Source organism: Pseudomonas shahriarae (assembly GCF_014268455.2).
Taxonomy (GTDB): Bacteria; Pseudomonadota; Gammaproteobacteria; order Pseudomonadales; family Pseudomonadaceae; genus Aquipseudomonas; species Aquipseudomonas shahriarae.
The window spans coordinates 2,820,814-2,847,014 of the sequence record NZ_CP077085.1; the positions used below are offsets into that span (position 1 = coordinate 2,820,814).

At 63.0% G+C, this 26,201-nt stretch carries 20 protein-coding genes and 1 pseudogene; 14 read left to right on the forward strand and 7 right to left on the reverse strand.

Annotation, left to right across the window (positions count from 1 at the left end; genetic code table 11):
• Positions 1–9: 9 nt before the first annotated feature.
• A complete protein-coding gene (locus HU773_RS12550) occupies positions 10–1,197 on the forward strand; it encodes an NnrS family protein (RefSeq protein ID WP_186626248.1) in 1,188 nt (395 codons plus the stop codon).
• A 10-nt stretch (positions 1,198–1,207) separates the two neighbouring features.
• A complete protein-coding gene (locus HU773_RS12555) occupies positions 1,208–1,639 on the forward strand; it encodes a hypothetical protein (protein ID WP_057959566.1) in 432 nt (143 codons plus the stop codon).
• A 40-nt stretch (positions 1,640–1,679) separates the two neighbouring features.
• Here the strand turns inward: HU773_RS12555 and HU773_RS12560 are convergent.
• Positions 1,680–2,129: pseudogene (locus HU773_RS12560) on the reverse strand (hemerythrin domain-containing protein); the annotation flags it as partial.
• Positions 2,130–2,307: 178 nt separating this feature from the next.
• On the opposite strand from HU773_RS12560, the gene norR reads away from it, so the two are divergent.
• From norR to ubiT, 7 genes are all read left to right on the forward strand, one after another.
• Positions 2,308–3,825 (forward strand): nitric oxide reductase transcriptional regulator NorR, encoded by a 1,518-nt coding sequence (gene norR, locus HU773_RS12565; RefSeq protein WP_186626247.1) that lies wholly within the window; start codon positions 2,308–2,310, stop codon positions 3,823–3,825.
• A 99-nt stretch (positions 3,826–3,924) separates the two neighbouring features.
• Positions 3,925–4,572, forward strand: a complete 648-nt coding sequence (gene pdxH / locus HU773_RS12570; protein ID WP_057439727.1) for a pyridoxamine 5'-phosphate oxidase — start codon at positions 3,925–3,927, stop codon at positions 4,570–4,572.
• Positions 4,573–4,664: 92 nt separating this feature from the next.
• The gene (moaB, locus tag HU773_RS12575) at positions 4,665–5,219 is read left to right on the forward strand and encodes a molybdenum cofactor biosynthesis protein B (protein WP_057444821.1); all 555 of its coding nucleotides are present in this window, start codon (positions 4,665–4,667) and stop codon (positions 5,217–5,219) included.
• The gene (locus tag HU773_RS12580; protein ID WP_115128087.1) at positions 5,216–6,451 is read left to right on the forward strand and encodes a molybdopterin molybdotransferase MoeA; all 1,236 of its coding nucleotides are present in this window, start codon (positions 5,216–5,218) and stop codon (positions 6,449–6,451) included. Before moaB ends, HU773_RS12580 begins: the two co-directional genes overlap by 4 nt.
• Before the next feature lie 64 nt (positions 6,452–6,515).
• Positions 6,516–7,511, forward strand: coding sequence for a ubiquinone anaerobic biosynthesis protein UbiU (gene ubiU / locus HU773_RS12585; protein ID WP_186626246.1), 996 nt, complete (start codon positions 6,516–6,518; stop codon positions 7,509–7,511).
• A 10-nt stretch (positions 7,512–7,521) separates the two neighbouring features.
• Entirely contained in the window at positions 7,522–8,412 is an 891-nt protein-coding gene (locus HU773_RS12590) for a U32 family peptidase (protein WP_057959568.1), read from the forward strand.
• Positions 8,406–8,873 carry a ubiquinone anaerobic biosynthesis accessory factor UbiT gene (gene ubiT, locus HU773_RS12595; protein ID WP_057439724.1) on the forward strand — a complete coding sequence of 156 codons (468 nt, stop codon included), beginning with the start codon at positions 8,406–8,408 and terminating at the stop codon, positions 8,871–8,873. The genes HU773_RS12590 and ubiT overlap by 7 nt, the downstream gene beginning before the upstream one ends.
• A gap of 227 nt (positions 8,874–9,100) precedes the next feature.
• Here ubiT and ampC read toward each other — a convergent pair whose 3' ends face one another.
• The gene (ampC, locus tag HU773_RS12600) at positions 9,101–10,243 is read right to left on the reverse strand and encodes a class C beta-lactamase (protein ID WP_186626245.1); all 1,143 of its coding nucleotides are present in this window, start codon (positions 10,241–10,243) and stop codon (positions 9,101–9,103) included.
• A gap of 132 nt (positions 10,244–10,375) precedes the next feature.
• Here ampC and HU773_RS12605 point away from each other — a divergent pair, with 132 nt between their 5' ends.
• Complete coding sequence (locus tag HU773_RS12605; protein WP_057439722.1) at positions 10,376–11,254, forward strand: LysR family transcriptional regulator; 879 nt, start codon at positions 10,376–10,378, stop codon at positions 11,252–11,254.
• 291 nt (positions 11,255–11,545) lie between these two features.
• Here HU773_RS12605 and yghX read toward each other — a convergent pair whose 3' ends face one another.
• Genes yghX through HU773_RS12620 form a run of 3 tightly spaced genes read right to left on the reverse strand, consistent with a single transcriptional unit; the run spans position 11,546 to position 13,916 of the window.
• Positions 11,546–12,433 (reverse strand): YghX family hydrolase, encoded by an 888-nt coding sequence (gene yghX / locus HU773_RS12610; RefSeq protein ID WP_057959570.1) that lies wholly within the window; start codon positions 12,431–12,433, stop codon positions 11,546–11,548.
• A gap of 46 nt (positions 12,434–12,479) precedes the next feature.
• Positions 12,480–12,974, reverse strand: coding sequence for a PaaI family thioesterase (locus tag HU773_RS12615; RefSeq protein WP_120732844.1), 495 nt, complete (start codon positions 12,972–12,974; stop codon positions 12,480–12,482).
• Between the two features lie 51 nt (positions 12,975–13,025).
• Positions 13,026–13,916, reverse strand: coding sequence for a DMT family transporter (locus HU773_RS12620; protein WP_120732846.1), 891 nt, complete (start codon positions 13,914–13,916; stop codon positions 13,026–13,028).
• A gap of 92 nt (positions 13,917–14,008) precedes the next feature.
• Here HU773_RS12620 and HU773_RS12625 point away from each other — a divergent pair, with 92 nt between their 5' ends.
• Complete coding sequence (locus HU773_RS12625) at positions 14,009–15,331, forward strand: aminotransferase-like domain-containing protein (protein ID WP_169960866.1); 1,323 nt, start codon at positions 14,009–14,011, stop codon at positions 15,329–15,331.
• A gap of 19 nt (positions 15,332–15,350) precedes the next feature.
• Here the strand turns inward: HU773_RS12625 and HU773_RS12630 are convergent, their stop codons facing one another.
• Positions 15,351–20,327 carry a glycosyltransferase family 32 protein gene (locus HU773_RS12630; protein WP_186626244.1) on the reverse strand — a complete coding sequence of 1,659 codons (4,977 nt, stop codon included), beginning with the start codon at positions 20,325–20,327 and terminating at the stop codon, positions 15,351–15,353.
• 811 nt (positions 20,328–21,138) lie between these two features.
• Here HU773_RS12630 and HU773_RS12635 point away from each other — a divergent pair.
• Genes HU773_RS12635 through HU773_RS12645 form a run of 3 tightly spaced genes read left to right on the forward strand, consistent with a single transcriptional unit; the run spans position 21,139 to position 25,214 of the window.
• The gene (locus HU773_RS12635; protein ID WP_186626243.1) at positions 21,139–22,548 is read left to right on the forward strand and encodes an NAD(P)/FAD-dependent oxidoreductase; all 1,410 of its coding nucleotides are present in this window, start codon (positions 21,139–21,141) and stop codon (positions 22,546–22,548) included.
• Positions 22,535–23,773, forward strand: coding sequence for an NAD(P)/FAD-dependent oxidoreductase (locus HU773_RS12640; RefSeq protein WP_120732853.1), 1,239 nt, complete (start codon positions 22,535–22,537; stop codon positions 23,771–23,773). Before HU773_RS12635 ends, HU773_RS12640 begins: the two co-directional genes overlap by 14 nt.
• Positions 23,774–23,798: 25 nt before the next feature.
• A complete protein-coding gene (locus tag HU773_RS12645; protein ID WP_057959576.1) occupies positions 23,799–25,214 on the forward strand; it encodes an FGGY family carbohydrate kinase in 1,416 nt (471 codons plus the stop codon).
• Positions 25,215–25,218: 4 nt separating this feature from the next.
• Here HU773_RS12645 and HU773_RS12650 read toward each other — a convergent pair whose 3' ends face one another.
• Positions 25,219–25,998, reverse strand: coding sequence for a DeoR/GlpR family DNA-binding transcription regulator (locus tag HU773_RS12650; RefSeq protein WP_057959577.1), 780 nt, complete (start codon positions 25,996–25,998; stop codon positions 25,219–25,221).
• Between the last annotated feature and the right edge of the window lie 203 nt (positions 25,999–26,201).

Below are 26,201 nucleotides of genomic sequence, written 5' to 3' on the forward strand. Positions count from 1 at the left end.
AGTGGTGGTATGCAAGTGCTGGATCGACGCAAGGCTATGTCGATTACCCCGTTGTTTCGCCTGGCTTTCCGGCCATTTTTCCTCGGTGGCTGCCTGTTGGCGCTGCTGGCGATCCCCCTGTGGCTGCTGGCCCTGGCCGGCGATGCGGGCTGGCAGCCGGCGGGCGGTTGGCTGGCGTGGCATCGCCATGAGCTGCTGTTCGGTTTTGCCCTGGCAATCATCGGCGGGTTCCTGCTGACGGCGGTGCAGACCTGGACCGGCCGCCCCGGCATCAGCGGCATGCCCCTGGCGGTGCTGGCCGGGGTATGGCTGGCCGCACGCCTGGCCTGGCTGTTCAACCTGCCGTGGCCGCTGCTGGCGGTGCTGGAGCTGAGCTTTCCCCTGGCGGTCGCCGGGCTGATGGGCTGGACCCTGTGGAAAGTGCGACAACAACGCAACTACCCGATTGTGCTGGTCCTGCTGTTGTTGGCCCTGGCCGATGGCCTGTCCCTGTATGGCCTGCTGCGCGCTGACGAAGGCTGGCAGCGCCAGGCGGTGTTGACCGGGTTGTGGCTGGTGGCGGCGATGATGGGCTTGATCGGCGGGCGGGTGATTCCGTTCTTCACCCAGCGAGGCCTGGGGCGCACTGAAGCAGTGAAGCCCTGGCCGTGGCTGGATTACCTGCTGTTGGCAGGCTCGGCGCTGGTGGCGCTGCTGTATGCCAGCGGCGTGGCGCTGATGCCCAGCCTTTGGGTCGGCCTGTTGTTTGCCCTGCTGGGGCTCGGTCATCTGCTGCGCCTGGTGCGCTGGCACGACCCAGGCTTGTGGCGCGTGCCGCTGCTGTGGTCGCTGCACCTGGCCTATGCCTGGCTGGCTGTGGCCTGCCTGGGTATGGCGCTGTGGCACGTGGGCGTGCCACTGAGCCCGAGCCTGGCGGTGCATGCGCTGACGGTCGGGGCAATGGGCGGGTTGATCCTGGCGATGATCGCGCGGGTCAGCCTCGGTCATACCGGCCGGCCTCTGACGCCGCCCAAGGGCATGACCCTGGCTTTCGCGCTGTTGAACCTGACCTGCCTGAGCCGGGTGCTGCTGGTGCTGATCTGGCCGTATGCCGCGCTGTGGCTGGCGGGCCTGTGCTGGACCCTGGGCCTGGGCCTGTATCTATGGCGCTATGCCCCAATGCTGTGGCGTGCGCGGGTTGACGGCCATCCGGGCTAGGAGAACGGCAATGCTCTATTCGTGGTTATTGATTGTGCATCTGCTGGCGGCCATCGCCTTTATCGGCACGCTGTTCTTCGAGGTTTTCATCTGGCACCGCGCCCGCGAAGAGTTGGCCTGGTCGGCGCAGTTCACCAGCGAGCAAGCCATTGCCCGGCGTTCGCGGCAGGTGCTGCATGGGGTGGTGGTGCTGTTGTATGGCGCGGGCGTCGGCCTGGCCTGGCATTACCGCGGCGTGCTGGGCGCGCCCTGGGCCAGTCATTTTTCGGCGATGTTGAGCCTGAAGATCGTATTGGCGCTGAGCATCATCGGGCATTACCTGTTGCTCGCGTACTGGCTGACGCAAAAGCGCCTGAGCCCGTTGCGAGCGGTATGGATTCGCCGCAGCATCCTTGGGCATATGGTGCTGATCGTGATCCTGGCCAAGCTGATGCTGCGCTGAGTCCTGTAGGCGCGAGCAAGCTCGCTCCTACGGAGAGGGGTCAGGCTGTTAGCGCACGAACAAACAACACGTCATTTTCCAGATGAATATGCTCCAGCAAGTCTGCATGAAACGCTTCCAGCCCTTGATACAGGGTGCGCCAGGTATTGCACGCGTCAGCCGGCGGCTGGATGCGATGGGTCAGCGCCAGCAACTGCTCCAGGGCCTGGCCGTGTTGTTCATGCTCATAGCGCATGACCTGGATCGGCGGCGCGGCCTGGGGGCCCATGCCCATTTGCAGCATCGGGAACAGCACCTGTTCCTCCTTGAGCATATGGCCCTCCAGTTCCTGCTCGATATCCCGCAACAAGTCGGCCAGGCCATTGGGGCAGGCCAGGTGATGGCCGTGGACCTGCTCGACGCGGCTGGCCAGGCGGATCAGTTCCGGCAGTTGTTCGCGGTGGCGGGCGTGGTAACGCTGCAGCAAATGCTCGATCAATTGCGCTTGGGGCAGGCTGTCCGGGGCGATGGCGTTCATCGGGTTTCCTCATCAAGTGAACAGATAAGCCGGTGATTGCATGCCTTGTGCCACCGGCAAGTCATTGAAAAAACGCGATTAATTTTTTGTAGTGGTCAGGAACACCCTGATGCTGCACGGTAGAACCGACCATACAAGGGTAGCAATGACCATGTTGCGTGAAAGTCTGTCGGCCGATCTGATTGTCGAACTGCCCAATGCTGTGCGCCTGCAACGCCTGGTGCAGACCCTGCGTGAATATTTCCATAGCGGCGCCGTGGGCCTGTTGCGCCTGGACGGCGACGACAGCCTGCGCCCGGTGGCCACGGTGGGGCTGGTGCATGAGGCCCTTGGCCGACGCTTTGTGATTGCCCAGCACCCGCGGCTGGCGGCGATCATGGCGTCCCGCGAGCCGACCTGGTTCGAACCCGACAGCCGCCTGCCGGACCCGTATGACGGGTTACTCGATACCCAGGTCGGCGAACCGCTGCCGGTGCATGACTGCATGGGCGTGAGCCTGTTCGTCGAAGGCCGGCCCTGGGGCGCGATCACCCTGGACGCGCTGCATGCCGGGACCTTCGACGCCAATGCCCGCGAGCAACTCAAGCGCTGCACCTTGCAGATCGAGGCCGCGGTGCGGGTCACACGCCTGGAGCAGGAAAACCGCAGCCTGCGCCTGTCGCGCAATGAACCACTGGCGGGTTTGCCCAGCGTCGAAGATGGCGAAATCCTCGGCCAGAGCCCGGTGCTGCATCAACTGCTCAACGAGCTGGATGTGCTCGCCGATTCGGACCTGCCGGTGCTGCTGCTCGGCGAAACCGGGGTGGGCAAGGAGTTGTTTGCGCGCCGTCTGCATCGCCTGTCGCGGCGCAGTAAAAAGCCGCTGATCCAGGTCAACTGCGCGGCGCTGCCGGAGTCGTTGGCCGAGAGCGAGTTGTTCGGGCATGTCAAAGGTGCGTTTTCCGGCGCCACCAGCGACCGTGCCGGGCGTTTTGATGCGGCCAACGGCGGCACGCTGTTCCTCGATGAAGTGGGCGAGTTGCCGTTGAGTGTGCAGGCCAAACTGCTGCGCACCTTGCAGAACGGCGAGATCCAGCGCCTGGGTGCCGACAAGCCGTTGCATGTGGATGTACGGATTATCGCCGCGACCAACCGCCACCTGCCCGAGAGCATTCGCCAAGGATTGTTTCGCGCCGATCTGTACCACCGACTGTCGGTGTACCCGGTACCGATCCCGGCGCTGCGCGAGCGTGGCCACGATGTGCTGCTGCTGGCCGGGCATTTCCTGGAGCTCAACCGGGCGCGCCTGGGCCTGCGCGGTTTGCGTCTGTCTCCGGCGGCCGAGCAGACCCTGCTCGGTTATGCCTGGCCGGGCAATGTCCGCGAGCTGGAACACGTGATCAGCCGCGCCGCTCTGAAGCAGTTGAGCCGGGGTGGCAATCGCAACCAGATCATGACCCTGGAAGCCGAGCTGCTGGATCTCGACAGCGCCACCTTGGCCCAGGCCCCTGTGCCTGAAGTGCCGGCGCCGGCGTTCCAGAGCTTGAGCGATGCGGTGGACGACTGCCAGCGCCAGAAGGTGCGCCAGGCGTTGAGCCTGTCCGGCGATAACTGGGCCAGCGCTGCGCGCATGCTCGGCCTGGACTCCAGCAACCTGCACAAACTGGCGCGGCGCCTGGGGCTCAAGTAACGGCCTGCGACGCCATGCCGCGGCGCGCAGTTGATCGCGATCAAGGTGCGCAGGGCGGCGGCTGATCAGACTGTGGCGAATTGACCGGAGGTTCGCCCCATGCCCCTTTCCCTGGCGCAGATGCGCCGCAACTACACCCTGTACGGTTTGCGGGATGACCTGGTACAGGACGATCCCCTCGTATTGTTCGGCCAGTGGCTGGAGCAGGCGCGCAAGACTGAAGTGGCGCCGGTGGAGGCCAACAGCATGGCCCTGGCCACCGTCGATGCCCAGGGCCGTGCCCATTGCCGGATCCTCTTGCTCAAGGGCTTCAGCGCTGAAGGCTTCACCTTTTTCGGCCACTACCAGAGCGCCAAGGGCCAGGAGCTGGCGAGCAATCCCAGCGCGGCCATGACCTTTTTCTGGCCGGGCCTGGAACGCCAGGTGCGCATCGAAGGCACGGTCGTGCGTTTGGCGCCGCAGCTGTCCGATGAGTACTTCAACTCACGGCCCCTGGCCAGCCAGGTCGGCGCCTGGGCGTCGCCGCAAAGCCAGCCCCTGGCCCATCGCGCCGAGCTGGAAGGCCGTCTGCGCGATGCCACCCAACGCTTTGCCGGGCAACCACCGCCGCGCCCGGCGGAGTGGGGCGGTTACTGCCTGCAACCCGAGCGTGTGGAGTTCTGGCAGGGCCGCGCCGATCGCCTGCACGACCGCCTCGATTACCGCCTGCACGACGGCACCTGGCAGCGCAGCCGCCTGGCCCCCTGAATTCACCTAGAGGTACCTCCTCGGAGGAATAGGCCCGCCGGCCTTTGCGGTGCAGGCTGGCGCCATTGCTCATTTATTCCGGGATTTTCACCATGGCACATCTGACTCAACGCAATTTCGTCTCACTGAATATCGCCGTACTGACCATCAGCGATACGCGCAATTTTGACAGCGACACCTCGGGGCAAACCCTGTGCGACCGCGTGCAAGCCGCTGGTCACGCGCTGATTGACCGGGCCTTGGTGGTGGACGATATCTACCAGATCCGCGCACAGATTTCGCAATGGATCGCCGACCCCCAGGTGCAAGTGATCCTCACCACCGGCGGCACCGGCTTTACCGCGCGGGACAACACCCCGCAAGCGGTATTGCCACTGCTGGACAAGCATGTCGAAGGCTTTGGCGAACTGTTCCGCCAGGTGTCCCTGCAAGAGATTGGCATGTCGACCCTGCAATCGCGCGCCCTGGCCGGCATGAGCAATGGCGTGCTGGTGTGCTGCATGCCCGGTTCGCCCGGCGCCTGCCGCACCGGTTGGGACAAGATCCTCCTGGGGCAACTGGACAGCCGCACCGGGCCCTGTAACTTCGCCCCGCACCTCAAGCCCCAGGCCGCGCAAGTGCTGGAACCTTGTGAGGCTCGGCCATGACTACATCGGTGTGTGAAAGCGGCGAACTGATCCCGGTGGATGAGGCCATCGAACGCCTGTTGGCCCAGGCACCGCCACCGCCGTCCACGCAGCAGGTGAAAACCGCCCAGGCCCTGGGCCGGGTGTTGGCCGGCGACATCTTTTCCCCGGTAAACCTGCCGGCCTGGGACAACAGCGCCATGGACGGCTACGCCTTGCGCGCTGCCGACCTGCCGGCCGAGGGCGGTTACCTGCGCCTGGCCGGGCGGATTGCCGCTGGCGAGGAGGCCGCGACGGCGTTGGGCAGCGGGCAGACCATGCGCATTTTTACCGGCGCACCCTTGCCGGCCGGGGCCGACACCGTGGTGCCCCAGGAGCGTTGCCGGGTCTATGGCCAACGCATCTGGTGCCCGCCGATGCGCACGGGTGAGCATGTGCGCAAGCAAGGCGAAGAAGTGACCCAGGGCGCCTTGCTGCTGCCGGCCGGCAAGCGCCTGCGCGCCCAGGAACTGGGCCTGCTGGCGGCTGCCGGGCTGGCCCAGGTCAAAGTCTATCGACCGTTGCGGGTGTGCCTGTTGAGCAGTGGTGATGAACTGCGCGAGCCGGGCGATCACCTGGCTCCAGGGCAGATCTACAACAGCAATCGCCACTGCCTGGCGGCCTTGCTGCAAGGCTGGGGCGTGGAGGTGCATGACTATGGGGTGATGGCCGACGAATTGGCCGTCAGCCGCGATGCATTGAGCCTGGCGTCCTCGGAATGCGACCTGCTGCTGACCTCCGGCGGAGTGTCGGTGGGCGAGGAAGATCACCTCAAGCAAGCCATCAAGGAACTGGGCCACGTTGATTTCTGGCGCCTGGCGATTCAGCCGGGCAAGCCCCTGGCGTTTGGCGATGTAGCCGGCAAACCGTGGATCGGTTTGCCCGGCAACCCTTCGGCCGCACTGATTACCGCGTTGGTGGTGGTGCGTCCGTTTCTGTTGCGCGCCCAGGGTGTGACCGAGGTCACGTCGGTGCCGCTGCTGGTGCCGGCCGATTTTATCTGGGCCCAGCGCAACCGCCGTCGCCAATACCTGCGCGCACGTCTGACGCCGGGTCTCGACGGCCAGGCGCGGGTCACGCTGCACCCCCGGCAAAGCTCGGCGATGCTCAGCGCCGCATGTTGGGCCGATGGCCTGGCGATTGTGGAGCGTGATCAGCTAGTGGAGAAGGGCGGGCTGGTGCGGTTCGTGTCTTTTGCCGAACTGATGCAGTAACCCCCTTTGATGGAAATCACTGTGGGGGCGGTGTTGGTGATGAATTTTCTGATGAGGATCAACCATGCAACTGGTCTGCCCGGCAGGCAATCTGCCTGCGCTCAAAGCCGCCGTGCGCCAAGGTGCCGATGCGGTGTACGTGGGGTTTCGCGATGACACCAACGCCCGGCATTTTGCCGGGCTGAATATGGACGACAAGCAGTTCGACGGTGCCGTCGCCCATATCCGCCAGCACCAGCGCAAGCTGTATGTGGCCGTCAATACCTACCCGCAACCCAAGGGCTGGGAGCGCTGGCAACGGGCGGTGGACCGCGCTGCCGACCATGGCGTGGATGCCCTGATCGCAGGTGATCCGGGGGTGCTGCAGTACGCCAGCAGCCGCCATCCGCAAATGGCCTTGCACCTTTCCGTACAGGGCTCGGCTACCCATGCGGCGGCGTTGCAGTTCTACGCCGAGCGCTACGGTATCCGTCGTGCGGTTTTGCCCCGGGTGTTGTCCTTGGCCCAGGTCAAGCATGTGGCCGCCAGCAGCTCGGTGCCGATTGAGGTGTTTGGCTTTGGCAGCCTGTGCATCATGGCCGAGGGCCGTTGCCACCTGTCTTCGTATATCACTGGCGAATCGCCGAACCTGTGTGGCGTGTGCTCACCGGCCAAGGCGGTGCGCTGGAGTGAAGACGCCGACGGCCTGAGTGCGCGCCTGAGTGAAGTGCTGATCGACCGCTACACCCCGGACGAACCGGCAGGCTACCCGACCCTGTGCAAGGGCCGCTTCATGGTCGATGGCAAGCGCTTCCATGCCCTCGAAGAACCCACCAGCCTCGACACCCTGGACCTGATCCCCGAGTTGCTCGCCATGGGCGTCGCAGCGGTAAAAATCGAAGGCCGCCAGCGCAGCCCGGCGTATGTCGAGCAAGTCACCGGGGTCTGGCGCGCCGCGCTGGACGCCCACCGCAGCGCGCCGGAACGCTTTGTGGTCAAGGACCAGTGGCGCAGTGTGCTGGCCGGTCTATCCGAAGGCAGCCAGACCACCCTGGGCGCCTACCATCGTTCGTGGCAATGAGGAGCCGTACATGAAACTCAGCCTGGGACCGGTGCTGTTTTACTGGGATAAGCAACAACTGGGGCAGTTCTACTCCGAGATGGCCAGCCTGGCGCTGGATGTGATCTACCTGGGGGAAACCGTGTGCTCCAAACGCCGCGCGTTCAACCTCGATCAATGGTTGGGCCTGGGCCGCGAATTGCGCTCGGCGGGTAACGCGCAAATCGTGCTGTCGAGCCTGACTCTGATCGAGGCCGCGTCGGAGCTGTCGAGCCTGCGTCGCCTATGTGACAACGGCGAGGTGTTGGTGGAAGCCAATGACATGGGCGCCGTGCAACTGCTCGCCGAACGCAAGCTGCCCTTTGTCGGCGGCCCGGCGCTGAATCTGTATAACGGCCACGCTCTCGTGCAATTGCTGGATGCGGGGATGATGCGCTGGGTGCCGCCGGTGGAATGTTCGGCCGCACTGATTGGCGATGTGCTGGAGCAGGTGCGTGAACTGGGCCGGCCGTTGCCTGAAGTCGAAGTGTTCGCCTATGGGCATCTGCCCCTGGCCTATTCGGCGCGCTGCTTTACGGCGCGGGCGGAAAACCGGCCCAAGGATGACTGCCAGTTCTGCTGCCTCAACTACCCGGATGGCATGGCCTTGACCAGCCAGGAAGGGCAGGCGCTGTTTACGTTAAATGGCATCCAGACCATGTCGGCGGATGTCACCAACCTGTTGGCCGACTATCCCGGGCTGGTCAGTTGCGGCGCCGACCTGCTGCGCCTGAGCCCACGGGCCCAGGGCATGGTGGGCATCGTCGAAGCCTTTGACCGGGTCCGCCAGGGGGCCACGCCGCCGTTGTTTGTCGAAGGTTGCAATGGCTACTGGCACGGCCAGGCCGGGATGTTGCGGGTCGAGGAGGTGGGGCTGTGCTGAATCGCAAACAATGGCTGCTCAAGGGCGCCGACCGCTTACTGCCGCTGATGCGCAAGGTGCCCTTTGTGGTGCAGCGCCTGGCGTTGCAACAGGCGCTGAATCGCTGCCTGGCCGAACCTTTGCGCGATGGCGGTTTTGAACTGCTGCGTGGGCGCTGGATGTGCCTGCGCATTCCCGACCTGGGCTTGCGCTGGTACCTGACCCTGGGCCGGGACGGACTGCGCATTGCCGAAAAGGCCGAGGCGCAGGTGACCATCAGCGGCAACTGGCGCGAGTTCCTGTTATTGGCCAGCCGTCAGGAAGATCCGGACACCTTGTTCTTTCGTCGGCGGTTGGTGATCGAAGGGGATACGGAGTTGGGGCTGGGCCTGAAGAACCTGATCGACAGCCTCGACCCGGATGTGCTGCCGCCCTGGTTGTGGCGCAATCTGGAGCGGGCCGGTAAAGGCCTGGCGGCGTGAGATAGCGCTGGCGCAGATCCCCTGTGGGAGCGGGCTTGCTCGCGAAAGCGGTGGGTCAGTCAACATCAATGTTGGCTGGGCCGACGTCTTCGCGGCGATGCGGCGATCCGACAAGCCCGCTCCCACATTTGATCTTCACTGCTTTGAGCATTGCGTTCGCTTAACTGACCGGCTTTAGGGCAAGCCCACTCCCACATTGGGAACATGCCGGGTTCAAAAAAGCTGGGCTATTGCTCCATGGCCTGCAGGATCGCATGGGCCGCTTTCACCCGCTCGGCATTGGGGTAGTTCTTGTTCGCCAGGATCACTACGCCGATGCCTCTGCTCGGCACATAAGCGATATAGGCGCCAAAGCCACCGGTCGAGCCGGTTTTGTTTACCAGGGTGTTGGCGCGCAGCGGCTGGGCGGGTTTCAGCCAGGTGACCGGGTGCGGCTCCGTGGCCATGAGCGTCGAATTACCGGCGAGCAGTTCGTCAACACTCAGCGGGTAAGGGTACATCTCCCATCCCAGGCCCTGGGTGGTGTTGCCCACGGTGTAATAGCCGGTATGGGTGGCGGCGATGGCCTGTTGCAACGGTTGTTCCAACGGCGTCGGGTCCATGTTCAGCGCCATGTAGCGGGCCAGGTCCGCCGGGCTGGTCTTCACCCCGTAGGCTTCGCTGTCCAGCGCCCCCGGGCTGACACGCAACGGCTTGCCGGCCTTGTCGTAGCCCTGGGCATACAGACCCATTTGCGCCTTGGGCACTGTGAGATAGGTGTGCTGGAGGCCGAGCTTGGGCAACAGGGTCTTTTCCATGGCCACATCGAACGGTTGCTGAAGGCTCTGCGCCGCCAGGTAGCCGAACAGGCCCAGGCTGGGGTTGGAGTACTGGCGGTGGGTGCCAGGGGGAAAAGTGGCTTTCCAGTGCTGGAAGTAGCCGATCATTTGCTGTGCATTGTCCGCCTTGCTGGGGAACTGCAACGGCAGCCCGCCAGCGGTGTAGGTGCCCAGGTTGAGCACGCTGATGTGATCGAACAGGCTGCCGCGCAAGGCTGGCAGGTAGTGGCTGGCCGGCTCCGCGAGCTGCAGCTTGCCAGTGGCCTGGGCATAGCCGGCCAGGGTGGCGGTGAAGGTCTTGCTCACCGAGCCGATCTCGAACAGGGTGTTCTCGCTGACGGGTTGCTGGTTGTCTTTGGTGGCAATACCGTAGTTAAAGTATCGGGCCTTGCCATCTTGCACGATGGCGACCGCCAGGCCGGGAATTGCCTGCTGCTGCATCAGCGGCTTGACGGTGGCGTCTACCACCTGACGCAGGTCGGCAGCGGCCATGCAGTTGCCGGCACCGAGCAATAGGCTGAGAATCGTGACGTTGCGCACATGTTGGTACATGATGTGGTCGCTTCCTTGAGGAGGGTCGGGTTAATCACTGCCTGCGCAGGCGCCGCCAAGATAGGCAGTTTGCCGGCCCCGGACAACCGATGATATCTCGCCCCAGTCATTAGAAAAATTTGGCCTTAGACCATGCTGCGTTCCCATTTACCCCTTAATGCATTGCGTGCTTTCGAAGCCTCCGCCCGGCATTTGAGCTTTACCCGGGCGGCCATCGAGCTGTGCGTGACCCAGGCGGCGGTCAGCCATCAGGTCAAGAGCCTGGAGGTACAACTCAACGTCATCCTGTTCAAGCGCCTGCCCCGTGGCCTGATGCTCACCCGCGAGGGCGAGACGCTGCTGCCGGTGCTGCGCGAGTCCTTTGACCGTATCGCCCAGACCCTCGGCCAGTTCCAGGCCGGGCATTACCGTGAGGTGCTCACGGTGGGGGCGGTGGGCACGTTTGCGGTGGGCTGGCTGCTACCGCGCCTGGCGGATTTCCAGGCGCGCTGCCCGTTTATCGATCTGCGGTTGTCGACCCATAACAACCGCGTGGACGTGGCGGCCGAGGGCCTGGATTACGCGATCCGCTTCGGCGCTGGCGCCTGGCATGGCACCCATGCCTGTGAGTTGCTGGAGGCGCCGCTGACGGTGTTGTGCGTGCCGGCGATTGCCCGCCAGTTGCAAGGCCCGGACGATGTGTTGAAGCACACATTGCTGCGCTCTTACCGGGCGGATGAATGGAACCTCTGGTTCCAGGCCGCAGGCTTGCCCGCCGACACCCTGGTGCCGCGCAGTATCGTGTTCGATTCGTCCCTGGCGATGATGGAAGCGGCGTTGCAGGGCAGTGGCGTGGCGCTGGCGCCGGCGATGATGTTCTCGCGGCAATTGGCCCAGGACGTGATCCGCCAGCCCTTCGATGTAGGCATCAGCACCGGCAGCTACTGGCTGACGCGCCTGCAGTCACGCGCCGAAACCCCGGCGATGCTGGCATTCAAGCAATGGCTGTTGGAGCAGGTGAAGGGCCTGTAGGCGCCTGGCTTGCTGGTGTCGGTGGCTTCTCGGACGCCATCGCAGGCAAGCCAGCTCCCACATTTGAATTGTGATGCGGCGCAAATGTGTGTCCGGCAAAAGTCCCCTGTGGGAGCGGGCTTGCCCGCGATGGCGATGGTTCAGGCGCTATTTTTGGTGGCTGGTATACCGCCATCGCAGGCAAGCCAGCTCCCACATTTGAATTGTGATGCGGCGCAAATGTGTGCCCGGCAAAGATCCCTTGTGGGAGCGGGCTTGCCCGCGATGGCGTCCGAGAAACCACCGCCGCAATTACACGAGGTATTTACGGAACCAGCCCAAGGTACGCTCCCAGGCCAGGTTCGCCGCAGCATCGTCGTAGCGCGGGGTCGAGTCGTTGTGGAAACCGTGGTTGGCACCTTTGTAGATATACGCTTCATAGGTCGTGCCAGCGGCCTTCAACGCCGCCTCATAGGCCGGCCAGCCTTCGTTGATCCGCGTGTCCAACTCGCCGAAATGCAACATGATCGGTGCCTTGATCTTCGGTACATCCTTGGCCTCGGGTTGGCGTCCATAGAACGACACCGCCGCGCCCAGTTCCGGGTAGGCCACGGCCGCCGCATTGGTCACGCCTCCGCCATAGCAGAAGCCGGTGATGCCCACCTTGCCGGTGCTGGCGTCATGGTTCATCAGCCACTCAATGGCGGCAAAGAAGTCATTCATCAGCTTGGTCGGATCGACGGTCTGTTGCAGTGCCACGCCTTTTTCATCATTGCCGGGATAGCCGCCCACCGAGGTCAGGCCATCGGGTGCCAGGGCGATAAACCCGGCCTTGCCCAGGCGCCGTGCGACATCTTCGATATAGGGGTTGAGCCCACGGTTTTCGTGGACCACCACCACCGCCGGGAGCTTGCCGCTGGCCTTTGCCGGACGCACCAGGTAACCACGCACCTGGCCGTTGCCCTTGGGCGAAGGGTAGGTGACGTAGTCGGCAACGATGTCCGGGTCGGTGAACTTCACCTGTTCGGCCAGGGCGTAGTTGGGGCTCAGGGAGGCCAGCAGCGCCGAGGCGGTCAGGCCGCCAAAGGTGAACAGGGCCGCGCGGTCGAGAAACTCGCGACGGTTGATCTTGCCGTGGGCATAGCCGTCGTAGAGTTCCAGCAGTTCGGGGGCAAAGTCTTTGGCGGTCAGGCGCGTCATCGTCAGGTTCCTTTTTTCGGCACGTGGCGTTGAATGTAGACCATTCTCAGGCGGGCCGGCCATGGGCCGACGCCGCCAACTGCCCGGTATCGACGCGCACGAAGATCGAGTCGCCAATCGCCGTCAGCACATCGCCTGCGTACACCTCACAGACCACGCGGCTTTTGCGCCCGACCTCGCCCTCGACCCTGGCGCGCAGGGTCAGTGGCACGCCCATGGGGGTGGGCTTGATAAATTTGATGCCCAGGTTGCCGGTCACGCAGTCGATACGCGGCGCCTCCCCAGGTTCGCGCTGCTCGGCACGGTAGTGATAGGCCATGGCGGTCCAGTTGGAATGGCAATCCACCAGCATTGCAATCAGGCCACCGTAGACCAGGTCGGGCCAGCCGCAATACTGGGCGGCGGGCAGGTGCTCGGCGACGATATGCACGCCGTCTTCATCCCAGCGGCTTTTGATCTGCAGCCCGTGGGCATTGCGTGGGCCGCAGCCGTAACAGACGCCGTCCGGCGCGGTGGTGTCTTGCAGGGAAGGGCTGTGCATCGTGGATCCTTATTGTTTTTGGCCAATCCATGAGCCTAATGGCGCAGCCCCCTAACGCGCAAACTTCTTCGCCCCGGCCACACAGGCAATCACCGCGCCAGTCACCGCCAGCATGCCCAGGCTCACCTGTTCATGCAGCAGGCCGGCCGCCAGCGCCAGGCCGAAAAAAGGTTGCAGCAACTGCAACTGACCGACCGCCGCGATACCGCCCTGGGCCAAGCCGCGATACCAGAATACAAAGCCGATCAACATGCTGAACAGCGCCACATAACCCAGGCTCAGCCACGCCGGCAGGCTGATCCCGCTGAAGGAGGCGGGGGCCAGGAGCAAGGTCAGGGGCGCCACCACCGGCAGCGACACCACCAGCGCCCAGCAGATCACCTGCCAGCCGCCGAGGGTGCGTGACAGCGTGGCCCCTTCGGCATAACCCAGCCCGCACACCAGCACCGCCAACAGCATCAGCAGGTCGCCGGCGGGGGCGGCGCTCAGGCCCTGGGTCAGGGCATAGCCCATCACCAGCAGGCTGCCGAGGATCGAAAACAGCCAGAATACCGGGCGCGGTCGCTCGCCGCCGCGCAGTACGCCAAACACTGCGGTGGCCAGGGGCAGCAGGCCGATGAATACGATGGAATGGGCCGACGTCACGTACTGCAAGGCCAGTGCGGTCAGCAGCGGAAAACCGATCACCACACCGAGGGCAACAATCAGCAACGGCCGCCACTGGTGGCGTGCGGGGCGTTGTTCCCGGAACAGCCACAACAGGCACAGGCCCAGCACGGCGGCGATGCTCGCCCTGGCCACGGTGAGAAATACCGGCTCGAACTCCAGCACCGCCACGCGGGTGGCGGGCAGCGAGCCGCTGAAAATCAGCACGCCGATCAAGCCATTGATCCAACCGCTGCGACTGTGCGCGGGGGTGATAATCCGAGAGGTCTGTTCCATGCAGGGTGTGCTCGTAGGGGGCGGGGTTGCGTTTGGCGCATCCTAGGGCTGAAGATTGGGACAATCAAAAAATTGTCATGGATACATCGCCTATGCCTCGTGCCCGTTACAAGTCGTTGGTGGATGCCTTTGCCCGGGATATCCGCGCTGGAACCCTGGTGCCCGGCACCCGCCTGCCCACCCACCGCCAACTGGCGGCCAGCCATGGCCTGGCTCTGGTCACGGCCAGCCGGGTGTATAGCGAGCTGGAGGCCATGGGCCTGGTCAGCGGCGAGACCGGGCGCGGCACCTTTGTGCGGGAAATTGCCCTGGCGCCCGGGCAGGGCATTGGTCAGATGGCGGTGGCGGCGGGCATGCTCGATTTGAACTTCAACTACCCGTCCTTGCCGGGCCAGGCCGACCTGCTGCGCACCGCCTTGCGCCAGTTGGCGTTGTCCGGCGACCTGGAAGCGCTGCTGCGTTACCAGCCCCATGCCGGGCGCCCCCACGAGCGGGCGGCCATGGCGCGGCACCTGCTGCACCGTGGTCTGAGCGTGGCGGCCGAGCAGGTGCTGGTGGTCGGCGGGGCCCAGCATGGCTTGGCGGTGAGCATGATGGCATTGCTCAAGCCGGGCGATGTGGTGGCGGTGGATGCGTTGACCTATTCCGGTTTCAAGGTGCTGGCCGAGGCCCTGCACCTGGAGATCGTCGCCATCGCGGTTACGCCGCACGGGCCGGATCTGGCCGCGCTGCGCCAGGTCTGTCGCCGGCGCCCGGTGCGCGCGGTGTACTGCATGCCGACCCTGCACAACCCCCTGGGCTGGGTACTGGGGCTCGAGCAGCGTGAGGAACTGGTACGCATCGCCCGCGAACATGGGCTGATCCTCATCGAAGACGCCGCCTATGCCTTCCTCGCCGAACACGCGCCGCCACCGCTGGCGCAGCTGGCGCCGGAACGCACCGTGTATGTGGGCGGGCTGTCGAAGAGCGTCGCCACCGGCCTGCGTGTGGGCTTCGTCGCAGCGCCCCTGGAATGGGTGCCGGCGCTGGAGCGCACGCTCATGGCCACGGTGTGGAATGCCCCCGGGGTGATGACGGCCATCGCGGTAGGCTGGATCGAGGACGGCACGGTCGTACAGCTGGAGGCGCAAAAACGCCAGGACGCCCGGGCCCGCCAGGCGCTGGCGACCGAGGTGCTGGCCGGGCTGGCGTACATCAGCCATCCCGCCTCGTACTTTCTCTGGTTGCCTCTGGGGGAGGAGGTGCGCGCGGACCAGGTCACCATGGCCCTGGCGCGGGAGGGGATTTCAGTGTCCACCGCCGAGCCGTTTTCGGTGTCGGGGCAGGTGCCCCATGCGATCCGGCTGGCGCTGGGCTCGGTGGATAAGGGGGCGTTGCGCGCGGCATTGCTCAAGGTGCGGCGGGTGGTCGAATGACCATCCGCCGAGTGAGGGCTCAGCCGTCGATCCAGGAATGCTCAGCACCCACCTTGATGTTGAATTTGTGAAACAGCGGGAGGTAGTGTTCCTTCATTTCCTTGATCCTCACACCCAGCAGGTTGGATGGAACAATGCCCTTGCTCACGTAAAACTCGCGTAGACCGTCTTCGATATTGACGCTCGGTCCGGATGAAACAACTTTGTTGTCGACGACTTTTGATTCTTTGGCAATGCCGTCAAACCCTAGGTCGTACATGTCGGGTCGTTTCGCTTTAAGTATGTCATTGAACAGGTTGGGCCCTACCGTCTCAAAGATCTTGCGCTCATAGGCATTGAATTCGGGGGTGAATTGGACCCGTCCATTGGGGCCCCTGGAAACCGTGGGCCGATTGGCGGCGAAATACGACTTGTTGGCGGAAAAACGTTGGTTCATTTCTGTGATCATGTCCGTCAGCACGGGATTGCCCGGCTGCGTTGCAAAGTTACTGGTGTTATAGAACGGGTTGTAGCCGGTCAGGCTATGGGCAACAGGCTTGTTAAGAAGAACGTCATTGGCGCCGGCTTTTAAAACTACATTGCCGATATCGGCTTGAATCACATCATCGGTATCAAGATAGATGCCGCCGTATTTATTCATGATCGGATAGCGTGCGACGTCCGATGCGGCGGCCAGGTTTTTCCCCTGGCCTTGGCGAAAGTAGTCGTACATTTCGCCATTTTTCAACTGTTTGAAAACCTCGTCCTCATTGAGATTCACCACCGTCAGGTCGGGAGCCTTGCTCTGCAGCTTGCTTTTTATCTGTTGGAAAATGGCTGGGTTGTCGGCATCTACGTGGAGAACAGATTGGTAGCCTGGGGCTTTCTTGGCATTGTTGGCCATGTTTTCCACCAGGTTGGTGGGGATGTCCTGGCCTGCCCAGAAATAATGCAGTTGTTTGGGTAATGGCCTCGCATCTCTCGGGACATGTATGGAGATCGGCGGGCTGACATCCACGAACTGGAATCTATGGGCGTCGATTTTCTTGGCTTTGCCGAGTTGTTGTAGGGTTCCCCGCTGCCACTTGCCTTTGCCGGTTCTCCAGAAATACTGGTCAGTAACCCCTTCAACACCGGTAGAGGTATTCGTTGCCTTCCAGGCACCGAGTGAACTATTGAACGTGACGCTATGTTCCACGCCCATGTAATTGAGCGTGTAGGGGGAGGGTGGGCGCCCGGTTGTTTTGACATCGTCTATCGGCACGACATAAGTATGTTCGTCGAGCCGCCACGGCGTGGGCGGGCTCCCGGCACCGCCCAGCAGACGGTTACCCCTGGACACGGGTTCCCAGCCAGCAACGCCCAGATCCTTGACGGGGATATCGGGGCTTGCGCCTCCCGCGCGCACGATCACGCGCTGGCCATCTTTCACGCGTGACTCATACAGCGCTCCGTCAACCTTTACATACTCTTTATTGCTGCCCCCGACATACACGTTGCCCTGTCGGCCCTTGATCTTTAGTTCTGACAGGGCGATATGTTTGACTTCATACCCGGATAAATCGGCATTCAGGGATTTCACCTCTCCATTGGCCGCTACCCGGTGCGGCTTGAACTCCTTTATCGGGGGGCCAAAGGCTCGCTTCTTGAGCGGGTCGTATTGATGCCAGTTGCCTTGAAACATGACGACGTTACCTTCGGTCGTCTCCTGGCCAACCTTGAACGTGCCGGTTGCTGCCAGGCCGTGCTGCTGGCTGGCGATCTGGGTTGTGTCGCCGCCGAGAGCAATCGGGTTGTCGGGGGTAGCCACAAAGTTGTCCAGGGCTTTGCCGTACGCCCGCTGGGTGTGCGGGTCAAAGGCATACCATTTTTGGCTCGCCTCATCGAACTTGGCCAAGGCTTTGTTTTCAAGTGCGCTATTGGCTGCCTTGTAGGTGCCTTCGGCGATATCAGGTTTTTTCGCCAACTCCAGCAGGTTCACGCTGCGGTAGGAGCCACGCAAGGATTTGACCCCCTTGTAGGCGGTACGCCCCAGCTTCGCTACCGAGCGCGCCAGGTCATCAAGCCCCCCGACGGGATTCAGTGCGCCAACCGCCGCGCGCCCGATGATCTTGCCGGCACGCCCCAGTTTTGAAAGGGCCGATGCTCCGGCTGCGAGGGCTTTGGCACCTTTGGCTGCGGTGCCCAGGCCAATTGCAAAACCGAAGATATCAAACGCCAGGTCGGTAATGCCCTCGCCGACGTTGCCGTCTATAAAGTTCTTTATGGCCGAGCGAAATGGAATGAGGTTCAGGGCGATTTCTTCAAGCGCCTTATAGAACGGTAGTTCAGTGTCAAAGGTGGTGGCGCCCTTGGCGTAGCGTTCTACAGCAGGCAGGTCCATGGCCTCGATCACCGCGTCAGCAATGTAGCGGGTCCGGGCACTGTTGAAGCTGTTGGGCGCGCCTTGTGCCCCCTTGTTTTCATCGGTTATGCCAGGCGGGTGCGGGCCCGCCGGTTTTACTGCATCGAATCTCTTGCCGCCTGATGCGTGTAAAAAGCCGCTGGTGGGGGCGTACTCCTGGTAACTCTGGTTCGGTCGCCTGGTCACCGTGCCTTTCAATCGGTCAATGGCATAGGTCATGACCTTACCGTTGCGCTCGGTCTTGACCAGCAGCACACCCGGTTCAACGAGAATGGGGTGATCGGCCCGGGTGTAGCGAACCTCCTTGCTGATGGATATTTTGCCAAACTCGAGGTTCTCCCGGTCTTGCGGCGGCAGTTTTGAAATAAGCAGCTTGATCTGGGTGGCCGTGGCTTTCTTGACCGTATTGGCGTAGCCCGCAAATGTCTCGTTGAAGGCCTCCACCGGGCGCGCCAGGTTTTTAAGCTTTGGTATGACAGCACTGATGTTGATCGCCTCAGATGAGGAAACCCATGCCGCAGGTTTGCCATCAGGCTCGAGGGTGATCGCCCCAAACGTCAGGTCTTTTACAAAAGCACGGCCATGCTCCCCCCAATTGTCGGCCGAGTCGGGAGCCCCGCTGAGCGCGCGACCATCGATATACAGGTCGAGGATCGAGTAGGGGCCCGGGAAATAACGGCTGGAGGGTTGCGAGGTAATGCACTTCTTGTCGAACAGTGCCGGGTCCATGTCCGGCAGGGCTTTCTTCAGTTGCTCGAGGGCAATTGCCTTGGTGGTAGGCATTTGCGCAAGTTGGGTTTCGGAGGCCTCTTTCAGCTCGCGAATCTGCGCACTGAACTCCTCGCGCACGGTATTTATGGCCGTGGGTGTTGCCGGGTAACCCATGCCGTTGGCTGCTCCCCAGTCTTTGATCGCCTCGCTCTGCGCCGTGTACTCAATACGACGTTCTTCGTCAGTGATGGGGGCGGTTGCGGCGTCGAGCATGATTTGCGCGTAGCTCATCGTCGCCGTGCTGCCTGGCGCTTTTGCTTCGAGGCGCGCGGTTGCCGTGACCAGGCTGACCCAGCTATGGGTGCCCGGCGTCACCTGATTCGGAATGCCCTTGACCAGGAACTCCGGTGCCCGGCTGGCCAGCAAAAGATGGGCCTTGACTGCCGCGCTCTCAGGGGACGAAGCGCTGCCTTGGGCGAGCAAGTGCGCGGCGAGTTCCTTGATGATCGCCGAGGCGGGCTTGCCCGTATTGTTCTCCGAGACCAGCCGATAGCCCTCGATCTGTCCGGGTGACGGGTTATGCAGGTGCTTGCCGCTCTCGATGTTCAAGGCCGCCAACAGCCAGTCCGTGGCACTGCCTTTGACGCCGCGCGCCTCGAAAGTGGCCTGGATGGCGCTACCCAGTGCCTTGCCCCGGGGCGAATGGAGCAAGGTATCGATCAACTGCCGTGGGTGTTTTTGTTCCTCGGCCGAGATTTGCCTGCCGTTCAGCAAATAATCCAGCACATGGTTAAACGGACTCAGCGTGGTATCGCCGAACTTGCCGGCGCGTAGGTCCGAGTGCAGTTGTTCCTGGCTGGCGCGGTCAAGGGGTTCGGGCCAGGCCAGCGCTCCACCCAGGTTGCCATTGGCCGGTGCCTTGGGGGCTGGCGTAGCGAGGGCGGTTGCAAGGTTTGCCAACTGCTCGTGAGTGGTGGGCACGTCCCAGCCATGGTCTTCGATGAATTGCAGGAGGCTGACCTTGTTCGATTGCTCGGTGTGGTTGGCCTGGTAGGTGCTGTTGGGGGACAGCTCGATCATGCTTTTGTGCAGTTGGTTCCTGATCTGCCCGGCATAGTCGATGTCGTGCTCGACCGACGTTGCCAGGTGACGAAGCTCGGCGATGGCCTGGTGCCGGTGGTCAATGTCGCCCAGATGCGCTTCCTGGTTTTGCAGTTCATCTTCGCTGCGCGACTTGATCAAGGGGGCCGAGGTGGCTGGATCGAGCGGTGTGAAGCCTTGGTTCTGGTCGATTTGCGCAGCACGCTGGCGCATTGAGGGGGCGGTGAGGTCCAGCCGCTCATTGTAAAAGCGCCCGACCAACCAGTAGGGAACGGGCTCGATAAGGTCGCTTGCCGGCGGCGAGAAGGCCGTATCGCTGTCGCCCGCAGCGATGACTTGGCCGGCCTTGAGCACGGGCCCGCTGATGGCGGCCCAGCGGGCGTCGTCTTGCCCGACGGTGTGTCGCTTCTGCTCGGGATCAAGGTGCTGCTGGAGCTTGAAGGAGATTTTGCCGGATTGCGGATGCAGTTCGATCGAGCGGGGATTGATGCCTTTGTCTTGCATCCATTGACGGATGTCGGGCGATTTGAAGGCATTTGACAGCTGCGCCCACCACTGGCCGAACGTGGACTCGGGAGCAAGGGTGTTGATCGTGACGTTTCTCTGGCCATTGGCGGCCAGCAACAGCGCCGAGTGGTACTCCATCGCCAGCTCGCGATCACCTGCGATACGCGGGTTTTCGTTGGGGCCTTCGGGGTCGGGGGCTTCACGTTTTTGCCGGGAGGGCGGCGGTACGGGGAGGATGTTGGAGGCAAGAATTGGCTGACGTTGCGGGTTCACGTGCTTGGGAATACTGAGCATAAGGGCGACTGCCTGAAGGTTTGGAAATGGGTCCGGGGTTAAACAGCGACCGTGGCATTAGCCTTGTGTAGCGGTTTAACGCCGGATGATTCCCTTGCGTCTGCAGTTGTTGATTTACCTCTTATTTCCATCAGCTACGGATCAGAAATCCCAGCGGGTAGTCAGCATCACGGTTCTTGCCTTCGGAGGGCTCCAGCAGTTGGTTGTTGCGGTCGCCTTCGGCTGTTGGCGCACCCGGTCAATCGCTTTGAGCACCTGTGCCGCCTGCAGAATCTGCTCGGGCGAGGGGCACCTTGGTCTCAGCGCAGCCCCTTTCAACGTCTTTAATAGAAGGACTCGAAGAAAGATGGCTTCACGTCGTTAATGCGCGGATTTCATGTGGTTAATTTTGGGTATCAGTCATTTTTTGTTGGTTTTATTGACTGATCGGCGCTGGTAGAGCGCGATATGGCCGTGGGAAAGCGGTCTGGGTCATGCTTTGTAGGTGTTGAAAAGTAACCAAGTATAAATTTTATGTGTATTTAGGTAGCGTTTTTGCGTGTATTGACTGAATCCACAGTAACGTCTTTTTGACAGAATCCGCTCTGTGCGCACCGATCCGGTCAGCCTTTTCCACGTTGTTTTTAAAGCCCGGATCCCCATAAACATTAGGCGCTGGCATGGCTGTGACTGCTTGTCCTGACGCAGAGCCCTTGGGCACTGCGAGAAACGCCATAGCCAATCGGTCATTCCAACCCCGGTTCGGTCAGTGGCATATGCCCTGCACCCTTTCAAGGCATTCCATGCGTTCACTTCACCCATAGGCTTGATCATGACGAAACCCTTCCCGAATCAGAGCGGTATCTACGACGTCATCGTTGTGGGCGGTGGCGTGGTGGGATGCGCGATGGTTCGGCGCTTTACCCTGGAGGGGGCGCGGGTGCTGTTGCTGGAAAAGAGCCCGGATATCCTGTCTGGGGCGAGCAAAGGCAATAGCGCGATCTTGCACACCGGCTTCGATGCGCCCACCGGCAGCCTGGAGCTGCAGTGCATGAAGGATGGCTACCAGGAATACCTGGAGATCCACCAGCAGATGTCGCTGCCGCTGCTCAAGAGCGGCGCGATGGTGGTGGCCTGGAACGAGGACGACCTGGGCAAGCTGCAAGGCATCGTCGAGCAGGCACACGCCAATGGCATTGCCGATGTCAGCCTGATCGGCCGCGAGCGGCTGCGCAGCCTGGAACCGAACCTGGCGCTCAATGCCCTGGGCGCGGTCGAGGTGCCTGGCGAATTCCTTATCGACCCGTGGTCGGCGCCCTTGGGGTACCTGCTCCAGGCGATGATGCATGGTGCGCAGGTGCGTCTCAACACCGAGGTCAACGGCGGCTATTTTGATGGCGATCTCTGGGCCCTGGAGACCACCAACGGGTTTATCCGCGGCCGTACGATCATCAACTGCGCCGGGTTGTTCGGCGATGTGCTGGAGCAACAGTTGCTGGGCGCATCGAGCTTTTCCATTCACCCGCGCAAAGGCCAGTTCGTGGTGTTCGACAAGGCGGCCGCGCGCTATCTGGGCAATATCATCCTGCCGGTGCCCAATGAGCGCACCAAGGGCATCGTCCTGACGCGCACGGTCTACGGCAACCTGTTGGTGGGGCCTACCGCCGAAGAACAGGAAGACCGCCTGCACGCGGGGCTCGACAGCGAGGTATTGCGCCAACTGGTGGACGCTGCCGTCGAGCGCATTCCCGCGCTCGACGGCATGCCGGTCACTGCCACCTATGCTGCGTTGCGCCCGGCCACGGAAAAGAAAGAGTATCGGGTGCAGCGGGTCGAAGGTAAGAACTGGATCAGCGTCGGCGGCATCCGTTCCACCGGCCTGACGGCGGCGCTGGGCATCGCCCGGCACGTGTTCAGCCTGTATCAGCGCGAGCACACGCCAGTCCCCGCGTCCATCCTGCAATGGCCGACGCTGCCTAACCTCGCCGAACATTTGCCACGCGACTACCACCGGCCGGGCTACGGCGAAATCGTCTGCCACTGTGAAATGGTGACCCTGCGGGAAATCCAGAATGCCTTGGCCAGCGCGCTGCCGCCCGGTGACCTGGGCGGGTTGAAGCGGCGCACGCGGGCCTGCATGGGGCGCTGCCAGGGTTTTTATTGTGGGGCGCGGGTGGCCGAGCTGAGCGCTGGCCATCTGGCCATTCCCCTTGCAACAGGTGTTTGTCATGCAGCCCATTGAAGTCGAAAACATTGATGTCGCGATTATCGGTGGCGGGCCGTCGGGACTGTCGGCGGCGATCACCCTGCGCAAGCTGGGTGTGGGCACGGTGGTGGTGCTCGAGCGTGAGCCCGAGGCTGGCGGTATTCCGCGCCATTGCGGGCATCCACCCTTTGGTCTGCGTGAATATGGCCGGGTCTACACGGGGCCGGCGTATGCGCGCAAAAATGTCACGCAGGCGGTGAAGGCGGGCGTGGATATCCGCGTCAAGCACTCGGTGACGCAGATGGGCCAGGGCGGACGCCTGGAGGTGGTCAGCCCGCAGGGCGCCAAGGTGATCCAGGCGCGTCGGGTGCTGATCGCCACCGGGGCCCGGGAAACGCCGCGCTCGGCGCGCCTGGTGGGTGGCGACCGCCCGCTGGGGGTGATCAATACCGGTGCGTTCCAATCCTATCTGTACCTGGAGCACCTCAAGCCCTTTGAACGCCCATTGATCGTCGGTACCGAGCTGGTCAGCCTGTCGGCGGTCATGAGTTGCCGGCGTGCCGGGATCCGGCCGGTGGCCATGATCGAGGTCAACCCACGGGCCACGGCGCGCTGGCCGTTGTCGCTGTTCCCCCGGCTGTGCGGGGTGCCGATGCATTTTGGCGCGCAACTCCTGCAAATCCACGGCACCGGGCGGGTCGAGGGCGCGACGGTGCGCCTGGCCAACGGGCAGACCCAGACGTTTGACTGTGACGGCGTGCTGCTCACCGGCCAGTTCACCCCCGAATCGAGCCTGGTGCGTTTGAGCGAGTTGCGCCTGGACCCCAACAGCGGCGGCCCGCATATTGATCAGTACGGGCGCTGTTCCGACCCGGCGTACTTTGCCGCCGGTAACCTGCTGCGCCCCGTCGAGACGGCAGGTTGGTCGTTTCGCGAAGGCCATAAGATCGCTACGATGATCGCCCGTGACCTGCAGGGGCAATTACCGTCTGCTGCGTCGAGTATCGAAATTGCCTGCAGGGGCGACTTGAAACTCTGCGTACCGCAGCGCCTGAGCCCGTCTGCCGTGGCGGGGCTGCAGCACCTGCAGCTGCGGGTTCGTCGTGGGGTGAAAGGGCGCCTGGTGGTTCGCGCCGACGGTAAGGAGATCTGGTCGCGCGCCGACAGTTCGCTGCCCGAGCGGCGGATCTTGATACCCATCGCCAGCCTGAACCTGCCCCAGGGCGTACAGCAACTCGAAGTCGACTTTGTCGGCCCATAACAAGACCTGCCGAGGAGTCTTTAACATGCGCATTGCCGCGCTCGATCAAGGTACCACCAGCACCCGTGTGCTGGTGGTGAGTGACAATGGGTCTGCTGATATCCAGCTCTCGTTGCGCCATCAGCAACACCATCCCCATCCTGGTTGGGTGGAGCATGATCCACTGGAATTGCTCAATAACCTGCAGCGTTGCCTGGAGGCCACCGGCCAGGTGGACGCCATCGGCCTTGCCAACCAGGGCGAGAGTTGCCTGGCGTGGGATGCCCAGACCGGCGAGCCGTTATCCCCGGTGATCGTCTGGCAGGACAATCGCACCTCGGCCGAGATCGCCCAGTTGCGCGGCGACGGTGGCGAGGCCCTGACCCTGGAGCGCGCCGGTTTGCCGCTCGACCCGTATTTTTCGGCGAGCAAGCTGGCCTGGATCGTGCGCAACCTGCCGGCCGCGCAGAGCGCATTGCGCGCCGGGCGGCTGCGCCTGGGCACCACCGATGCGTACTTTCTCGACCGTCTGACCGGGGTCTTTGCCACCGATGTCACCACCGCTTCGCGCACCTCGCTGATGAACCTGGCGACCGGGCAGTGGGACAGCCAGCTCTGCGAGCTGTTTGGCGTGCCGATGGAAACCCTGCCGCAGATCCGCGACACCGTTGGGCACTTTGGCGAGATTGGTGCCACCCCGGTCACCGCGTCGATTGTCGACCAGCAGGCCTCGCTCTATGGCCATGGTTGCCGCAATGAAGGCGACGCCAAGATCACCTACGGTACCGGCGCGTTTGCCCTGACCTTGACCGGCGAGCAGATCATCCGCGCGCCGGAAAAGGGCCTGCTGGCAACCATTGCCTGGCAGATCGACGGCAAGCCCACCTATGCCATGGACGGTGGTGTCTACGATGCCAGCGCGGCGGTGGAGTGGGCCGGGCGGCTCGGCTTGTTCACGGATTTTTCGGAGCTGGCGGCGTTTGACGAGCCTCCGGCCATTGGCCGCCAACTGGCGTTTGTGCCGGCGCTGTCCGGGCTGGCTTGCCCCCATTGGGACCGCAGCGCGACCGCCCTATGGGTCGGTATGAACGGCAGCACCACACGCCAGGATATGTGCCAGGCGGTGCTGGAGGGCGTGGCGTTACGCAGTGTTGAAGTGATCACGGCCATGGACGGGTTTCTCAGCGTCACCGATCACCTGTCGATTGATGGCGGCCTGGCGCGCAGCCCGTACTTTGCGCAGTTCCTCGCCGATGCCTTGCAGCGTTGCATCGTCACTCAGCGTTTCGATGAGTTGACCGCGTTCGGCTGTGCCGCGCTGGCGGCCAAAGGGCTTGGCGTGGCGCTCAAGCCGCCGCGCAATACCAGCACCAGCTTCCACCCGAAAGTCAGTGCCGCCCAGGCCCAGCAGTGGCGTGCCACGTTCAGTGACGCGGTGACGCGGTGCCGCGACTGGCGTTAACCAGTCACCACTCCGGGCGGGTCAGGGCAGGGGCTTGCAGCACTTCAACCTGGGCTTCTGCCAGGGCCTTGGCCAGTTCGCCCAGGGGCGCGCGGTCGATGATCAGTCGGTCGATGCGCTCCAGGGGGAACACCTGGAACAGCGCACGCTTGCCCATCTTCGAAGAGTCGGCAATCACCGTGAGGTAGCGTGTGCGGGCGATCATCGCGCGGGTGATTTCCGCCTCTTCGATGGAGAAATCGAAGGCGCCGTCGGTGTTCAGGGCGCCAATGGTGACCACGGCATGTTCGGCGTTGAAACGGGCGATCTGCTCCATGGCCAGGGCGCCGATATTCTGTTCCGATTCGGGGCGGTATTCGCCGCCGATCATGAACACGCGATTGCCGCTGGCGCCAATGGCGGCGGCGATCAACAAGGAGTTGGTGATCACTGTGATGCGGTTGAGTTTTGCCAGTTCACGGGCGAAGAACAGGGTAGTGGTGCCAGTATCAATCAGTAGACTGTCGCCCGGCGCGTAGAGCCCGGCGGCGAAGCGCGCCACTGCGCGTTTCTCGTGGGAGAACTCATTCATTCGGGTCTGGAAAGCGTTCTCGTGCTCTCCGCTGGGGGGCAGTGAGGCACCGCCATGGAACTTGGTGACCTGGCCGTCTTCGGCCAGGGCCGTGAGGTCGCGGCGTATGGTTTCTTGCGAAGTGCCGAGGGTGCGCGCCAACTCGTCGACCGAAATGCGTTCACGTTGGCGTAGTAACTCAAGGATATGTTGGCGTCTTTCATTGGGGCGCATGGGTAATCATCCTCTTGATGCTACGTGAATGCGCCACAGGGGCGCGGCGCTGTTACCGAGGCACTCAAATGATGCCGCAGTCGCTAGCGCTGGGGCGTTTGAGCGCCAGCGGCAGGGAGGTGAACGTGGTATTGGCGTTTGTCGTTCACGGCCGTAAAGTCCGCTGCCTTGAAAGGTGTGACCAGAGATTACGCAATACAATT

What these genes read in the sequence shown, in the direction of transcription:
- moaB (WP_057444821.1), top strand. Translation starts at nt 4,665, where the DNA reads ATGGCACATCTGACTCAACGCAATTTCGTCTCACTGAATATCGCCGTA.
- HU773_RS12630 (WP_186626244.1), bottom strand. Translation starts at nt 20,327, where the DNA reads ATGCTCAGTATTCCCAAGCACGTGAACCCGCAACGTCAGCCAATTCTT.
- HU773_RS12640 (WP_120732853.1), top strand. Translation starts at nt 22,535, where the DNA reads ATGCAGCCCATTGAAGTCGAAAACATTGATGTCGCGATTATCGGTGGC.
- HU773_RS12650 (WP_057959577.1), bottom strand. Translation starts at nt 25,998, where the DNA reads ATGCGCCCCAATGAAAGACGCCAACATATCCTTGAGTTACTACGCCAA.
- HU773_RS12645 (WP_057959576.1), top strand. Translation starts at nt 23,799, where the DNA reads ATGCGCATTGCCGCGCTCGATCAAGGTACCACCAGCACCCGTGTGCTG.
- yghX (WP_057959570.1), bottom strand. Translation starts at nt 12,433, where the DNA reads ATGACGCGCCTGACCGCCAAAGACTTTGCCCCCGAACTGCTGGAACTC.
- HU773_RS12625 (WP_169960866.1), top strand. Translation starts at nt 14,009, where the DNA reads ATGCCTCGTGCCCGTTACAAGTCGTTGGTGGATGCCTTTGCCCGGGAT.
- HU773_RS12635 (WP_186626243.1), top strand. Translation starts at nt 21,139, where the DNA reads ATGACGAAACCCTTCCCGAATCAGAGCGGTATCTACGACGTCATCGTT.
- HU773_RS12605 (WP_057439722.1), top strand. Translation starts at nt 10,376, where the DNA reads ATGCTGCGTTCCCATTTACCCCTTAATGCATTGCGTGCTTTCGAAGCC.
- ampC (WP_186626245.1), bottom strand. Translation starts at nt 10,243, where the DNA reads ATGTACCAACATGTGCGCAACGTCACGATTCTCAGCCTATTGCTCGGT.
- HU773_RS12615 (WP_120732844.1), bottom strand. Translation starts at nt 12,974, where the DNA reads ATGCACAGCCCTTCCCTGCAAGACACCACCGCGCCGGACGGCGTCTGT.
- pdxH (WP_057439727.1), top strand. Translation starts at nt 3,925, where the DNA reads ATGCCCCTTTCCCTGGCGCAGATGCGCCGCAACTACACCCTGTACGGT.
- HU773_RS12555 (WP_057959566.1), top strand. Translation starts at nt 1,208, where the DNA reads ATGCTCTATTCGTGGTTATTGATTGTGCATCTGCTGGCGGCCATCGCC.
- norR (WP_186626247.1), top strand. Translation starts at nt 2,308, where the DNA reads ATGTTGCGTGAAAGTCTGTCGGCCGATCTGATTGTCGAACTGCCCAAT.
- HU773_RS12580 (WP_115128087.1), top strand. Translation starts at nt 5,216, where the DNA reads ATGACTACATCGGTGTGTGAAAGCGGCGAACTGATCCCGGTGGATGAG.
- HU773_RS12590 (WP_057959568.1), top strand. Translation starts at nt 7,522, where the DNA reads ATGAAACTCAGCCTGGGACCGGTGCTGTTTTACTGGGATAAGCAACAA.
- HU773_RS12620 (WP_120732846.1), bottom strand. Translation starts at nt 13,916, where the DNA reads ATGGAACAGACCTCTCGGATTATCACCCCCGCGCACAGTCGCAGCGGT.
- HU773_RS12550 (WP_186626248.1), top strand. Translation starts at nt 10, where the DNA reads ATGCAAGTGCTGGATCGACGCAAGGCTATGTCGATTACCCCGTTGTTT.
- ubiU (WP_186626246.1), top strand. Translation starts at nt 6,516, where the DNA reads ATGCAACTGGTCTGCCCGGCAGGCAATCTGCCTGCGCTCAAAGCCGCC.